Raw genomic sequence first — 6,259 nt, 5'->3', positions numbered from 1 at the left:
GGCTTCACACCAATGCAGCATATTCAGCGCATGACCTGATTCTACTTATCACCTCCGTTAAAAATGGGGGGATTACCTTAGTACAACATCATTCTTAGGCGAATGGCCCATCAGGCTTTTTACTCCTTAAAAATTCACTTCTGGTTAAGTAAATTATTCAATGATTTTTGTCATTTAAATCAATTGGTTAATTTTAATTGCGATTTGCTTTTAACCCTAGCGATTTAGACGTATTATTTTGAGATTAATCCACTTGCCATGCATTCCCTACCACATTTCAAATGTGAATGGAGAATAATTTTAAGGTTATATATCATGGAGTTATTGAAGTTTCTGGCGGCGATTTTAGTAATTTACTTGTTGTTTTTTAGAAAGAAAAAACGTAAATCTCCAAAGTCTTATGCTTCAAGCCCCGTGAAAGCACCGCCAAAAGAATGGCTCGCTGACATCAAGAAAAAAGAGGCGGTTGTGCGAAACGATGATAGTGAAGACGATAACCTTGCAACTTTTACATTGAGCGGTGGCCGGGGTGTTGAACTTCGGGTGACAACCAATCATTACCGGAACACCTCAAAGTCAGCAGGTGCACTAGCTCGATGGGTACTTCCGGGTGAGATGATAACTGTAGCTGGTATAGCAATTAGCGGTGGCCACATTTACTTGGGGCAACGTATGAAGCCCTCCGGTCAGGAATCAGGCGGCTATTATGACGATGGAAATGAGGCATCATTAATTGATGACACATGTAAGATAAAACCTACTTCTTATCTTTACGAGGACAGTTCATTAGGATACTGGCCCAGTTTTTCCTCTCTTTCCCCAGAAGCACGCGGTGCATATGTCAGTTGGCTCGCCAGCGATAGGTCTGATCCATCGTGTCCTATCGGCTATGTTTTTATCTACCTCTACGGCCTGGAAAGAAAAGCGCTCGTAGATTCCACTGACCCAAAATTCCCTGATGCTGAGTTCCGTAATCTGTTCAATGAAATCGCTCGGTTAAGATCGGTATTCATTGAGAACCGATCATTCCGTGGATATTCGGCCCAATTACTCGAAGCCATGTCTATTCTGCGCCCGAACATGGGCTTAGTCACTGAGCTCGATAGCAATTCAGGTTTCAGCAATAGCATGCAATTTAAGCTGGCTCTGGCAAAAACTGTACATGAAGGAGTTCCTGTATCAGCTGAACTGGCGTTGAACTGGGTAATAAACCACACCGAGTATTCGCTGCGTACCCCGGCTCGCCGCTGTGCTAAAGAGTTTGCTGCGCTTTTCAAACGGCGTTACACCCTCAAATATGGTGAAGGGATGGTCGTTAAGGCGAATAAAACGCGCCTAAGGTTAGATTACACACCAGCAAGTCCTAGTTTGCGAGGTGTTCGACTTCCTGTTCCCGACCTGCCTGATCCAAGTGCGTTGAAGAGCCCTGTCCAGAAAATTATGACTCTTGCCGACATATGTACGGATGAGCTTGATGCTTATAGTCGCTACCTTGGTAGGAAAGGTACGTCAGTCAATGATACGGCTGCAATTATGTTGCTCCCTTCAGAGATCGTTAATGAAAGCGCAGAAAAAATATTAAGCTCATTCAAACGCTGGGCTGATGAGGTGATTCTCGTCAAGGAGGGGTTAGTCTCAGTTGCTGACTTTTGGGCACATATGAATGCCAGTTGCCCCAATAAGATCAATAAAAAAGAGGCCGATTTGATGCAGGCCTTTGCTCTGAAGATGGGTTACGGTCTGGCACCTGACCCGTATTATCACCATGTGAAGGCGGATGTTGATGGGACACTTGTTCTATTCCCTGCCGCCGAAGGTGGACGCTTCTCACCTTCTCCTGAATTTATCTCAGCAGTAATGACGCTCAGATTAGGGGCGATGGTCGCCTTGATTGACGATTCTCTTGATCAAGCTGAACAGAAAGTGCTTGAGAATGCCATCAACAACAATACTGGCTTCACCGATGATGAAAAACGCTCTCTACATGCGTATTTAACGTGGCAACTTCATACCCCAGCCAATATGACAGGAATGAAAAGCAGGATTGAGTTGATGGGGGCCGCGGAAAAAGCTGCTGTGGGTAAAGTTATCGTTAGTGTTGCCTGTTCGGATGGGACAATAGCGCCTTCCGAAATCAAACAGCTTGAGAAGATTTATTCAAGTTTGGGGCTGGATCCCTCATCTGTCTCGAGCAATATACATCAGCATTCTGCAACTGAACATGATCTCGTCTCGTCTGTACCAACTGATCAGCCAGCAGCAGGGTTCACACTGGATGCTAATGTACTTGCCCGCCACGAATCTGCCACGGATGATGTTCGTAAATTGCTGAACACAATTTTCACCGAAGAAGAACCGGAAGAGCCAGAAAGCGCTCCAGTCTCATTAGCGGAGGCGGTGGGCCTTGATTCCGCACATAGCCAGCTTTATCGCAGTTTGCTGGAGAAAGAACAGTGGTCCCGAAAAGAGGCGACAGAATTGTGCGGAAATTTGAATTTGATGCTCGGCGGTGCACTTGAGGTGATCAATGACTGGTCCTATGCGGTGGTTGATGCTCCGGTGCTGGACGATGCCGATGATGATATCTGGGTTGACCTGGAAATTGCCAAAGAATTAGAGGGATAGTGAATGTCTGTAACACGTATAAGAGTGAAAGAACGCGACGCTATTATTCAGTCACTTAAGTCAGGTGTAACGCCAAGGATAGGTATTCAGCATATCCAGGTTGGCCGTGTGAATGAGATCACCGCTCTCCATCAGGATATTGAGAGGATTGCTGACGGTGGGGCAAGCTTCAGACTTATCATCGGTGAGTACGGTTCAGGTAAAACTTTCTTTCTGAGTGTTGTGCGCTCTATTGCGTTAGAGAAGAAGCTGGTGTCAGTCAGTGCTGACCTTTCTCCTGACAGACGTATTCACTCATCGGGAGGTCAGGCTCGTAACCTCTATTCAGAGCTTATGAAAAACATGTCCACCAGAAACAAGCCGGATGGTAATGCGTTACTTAGCGTTGTTGAAAGGTTCGTTACGGAGGCAAGGAAGGAAGCTGACACGGACGGCTCCGAGGTTTCATCAGTTATTCATAAACGCCTGGCAGCTCTGTCTGATATGGTGGGTGGATATGACTTTGCGAAGGTCATTGATGCATTCTGGCGCGGGCATGAGCAGGATAACGAAACACTAAAATCCAATGCTATTCGCTGGTTGCGGGGAGAGTACACCACTAAAACTGATGCCCGTAACGATCTCGACGTTCGGACTATTATCTCAGACGCTTCATTCTATGACTCTTTGAAGCTGATGAGCCTTTTTGTCCGCCAGGCAGGCTATGCCGGTCTTTTGGTCAGCCTCGACGAAATGGTAAATCTCTTTAAACTGAATAATACGCAAGCAAGAACAGCGAACTACGAACAGATTTTGCGGATCCTGAATGACTGCCTGCAAGGCTCAGCCGAGAACATTGGTTTTATCCTCGGGGGGACGCCAGAGTTTCTTTTCGATCCGCGTAAAGGTCTTTACAGCTATGAGGCGCTCCAGTCGCGTCTGGCGGAAAACCGGTTCGCGCAAAAAGCAGGAGTGATTGACTACTCATCCCCCACTTTGCATCTTGCTAGCCTGACCCCTGAGGAACTGTATATTTTGCTGAGAAATCTTCGTCATGTTTATGCAGGTGGAGATCCAGAGAATTATCTGGTACCAGATGAGGCACTGACTGGATTTCTGCATCACTGTAGTAAAACCATTGGAGACGCTTACTTCCGTACCCCCCGTAATACCATAAAAGGTTTCCTAGATATGCTGGCCGTGCTGGAACAAAACAGAACGATGAACTGGCAAACACTAATCGAGGGTGTGGCGATTGAAGAGGACAGGTCCAGCGATATGGATGACGCCATTATGGAGGAAAGCGATGACGACGACGGCCTAGCGAACTTCAAACTATGAGCAGTGCCTACGATAGTCTCGATCCCCGCGTCCGTAAGTGGGTTTACAAGCAGGGGTGGTCTACATTAAGGCCCTTGCAGGAGAGTTCTATCCCGGCAATTTTAGCCCGTGATCGAGACGTGCTAATCAGTGCAGGTACTGCAGCGGGTAAAACAGAGGCTTTCTTTCTTCCTGCCTGTTCGGCAGTTGCAGATCTCACTAATGGATTTGGCATCGTCTATATCAGTCCATTGAAGGCATTGATTAACGATCAGCACCGTCGTCTTGAGAGCCTTGGAGATGCATTGGCAATGCCAGTCACTCCCTGGCATGGAGATGTACCACAAAGTAAAAAGAAGAAAGCTCGGACGAACCCTGCTGGCATTTTACTGATTACACCTGAGTCACTTGAGTCTTTGCTCATAAACTCGATGGGCTGGCTCAAACAGGCGTTTTCTTCAGTCGCATACATCGTTATTGATGAGTTTCATGCTTTTATTGGCTCAGAGCGTGGTGTACAGCTGCTTTCTCTGCTCAATAGAATTGACCATGTGCTAGGACGTCAGGTAAATCCAATTCCCCGCGTTGCGTTGAGTGCCACGCTGGGGGAACTGGAGAAAGTGCCAGAACTGTTGCGCCCGGACAAACGACTCCCCTGCGTAACTGTTACAGATAGTAATAGCACGGCCACTCTTCAGGTACAGGTCAAAGGGTACCTGGAGCGAGTGATCCAAAAAGAGGAAGAACTTCGGAGTTCAGCTGAACATGACGTTTGCGCTGACATTTTTAGACTTTGCCGTGGCGATTCTCATTTGGTCTTTGCAAACAGCCGAAAGCGCACTGAAAGCATTGCGGCAACACTGAGCGACATGTGTGAGGAACAAATTGTTCCGAATGAATTTTTCCCCCACCATGGTTCCCTTGCCAAGGAATTACGTGAGGCGCTTGAATCTCGTCTTCAGAAAGGAAATTTGCCCACAACAGCTGTTTGTACAATGACGCTCGAGTTGGGAATTGATATCGGTAAGGTTAAGTCGGTTATACAAGTTACGCCTCCGCATTCTGTTTCCAGTCTACGTCAGCGTATGGGACGTTCTGGGCGACGCGACTCCCCATCAGTACTCAGAATGCTAATTACAGAAAATGAGCTTACTGTGAGTAGCAGTATCGTTGATCACCTACGACTCCAGTTGGTGCAGTCGATGGCAATGATCAGATTGATGATCTCTAAACAATGGTTTGAGCCTGCCGATTCCCGGCAGATGCATTACTCCACGCTGCTACACCAGATTCTTGCAATTACCGCACAATGGGGTGGAGTTCGTGCCGACCAGCTCTGGTCACAACTATGCCAGACAGGGCCGTTCAGAAATGTAGATTTAAACGATTTCAAAAGCCTGCTTAAACATATGGGAGCATGTGGCCTACTCACTCAACTCGCTAGCGGCGAAATGGTTGTTGGGGCAGAGGGGGAGAAACTGACTAACCATTACACTTTTTATGCCGTGTTCAATACACCAGAAGAGTTCCGCATTGTCGCCGGAAACAGAACCCTTGGAACAGTGCCTGTGGACTCCCCACTGCTACCAGACCAACACATCATCTTCGGTGGGCGGCGCTGGAAAGTGACAGAGATCGAGACAGAGAAAAAAGTTATCTATGTAGAGGCAACCAAAGGCGGTCAGCCACCACAATTTAGTGGGGGAGGAATGTCTGTTCATGATGCCGTTCGTCAGGAAATGCTCGCTATCTATAGGGAAGGTGATTACCGCATAGCAATAGGTAGCAAGAAAGTAGATTATGCCGACACTGCCGGCAGAAACCTATTTGCGGAAGGTTGTAGTAACTTTCAGCGTTATAACCTGCAAAATGAGTATTTTATTTCGAGTGGGCAACACTGTTACGTAATTCCCTGGATGGGAGATAAAGTTGTGAATACGATTACAGCTTTGCTCATACGCTGTGGTTTTAAAGCCAATTCATTCGCAGGTGTGATAGAGATTGATGATGCAAGTGTAGCAACTGTTCAGCACACGCTTAAAGAAATGCTGTTGTCAGACTTACCCTCAGCATTTGATCTTGCCGCAGATGTTCCAGAAAAGTACCTGGATAAATATGACGAGTATTTACCTGAGTTCCTGCTTGCGAAGGGATTTGGGGAAAAAGCGTATGACATTGAAGGTACTTGTATTTGGTTGAATCAGCACCTTCAGTAAACTGGCTAAGCAATAAGGGGGATCTGCTCCCTTCGTAGATTGGTAAGCGTGTGCCCAGCGCCGTGTTGACAGTTATTCAGCAGGGATGTTGAGGTTCCACGGCAGAAGATCTTTGACCT

3 protein-coding genes are annotated in these 6,259 nt (G+C 46.9%); all 3 read left to right on the top strand.

Features of this window, described 5'->3' with window-relative positions:
• Window positions 1–315 precede the first annotated feature (315 nt).
• The 3 genes from FCN80_RS25245 to FCN80_RS25235 are packed head-to-tail and all read left to right on the top strand — an operon-like array spanning window position 316 to window position 6,140.
• Window positions 316–2,625, top strand: coding sequence for a tellurite resistance TerB family protein (locus FCN80_RS25245; protein WP_136993062.1), 2,310 nt, complete (start codon window positions 316–318; stop codon window positions 2,623–2,625).
• 3 nt (window positions 2,626–2,628) lie between these two features.
• Window positions 2,629–3,945 (top strand): ATP-binding protein, encoded by a 1,317-nt coding sequence (locus FCN80_RS25240; RefSeq protein ID WP_136993061.1) that lies wholly within the window; start codon window positions 2,629–2,631, stop codon window positions 3,943–3,945.
• Window positions 3,942–6,140, top strand: a complete 2,199-nt coding sequence (locus tag FCN80_RS25235) for a DEAD/DEAH box helicase (protein WP_136993060.1) — start codon at window positions 3,942–3,944, stop codon at window positions 6,138–6,140. The genes FCN80_RS25240 and FCN80_RS25235 overlap by 4 nt, the downstream gene beginning before the upstream one ends.
• Window positions 6,141–6,259 lie beyond the last annotated feature (119 nt).

The sequence above is a fragment of the Martelella alba genome, from assembly GCF_005217455.1.
Lineage (GTDB): Bacteria > Pseudomonadota > Gammaproteobacteria > Enterobacterales > Enterobacteriaceae > Acerihabitans.
Note: the sequence above shows the minus strand (reverse complement) of the source record. Positions and strands in the feature narration are given on the sequence as shown.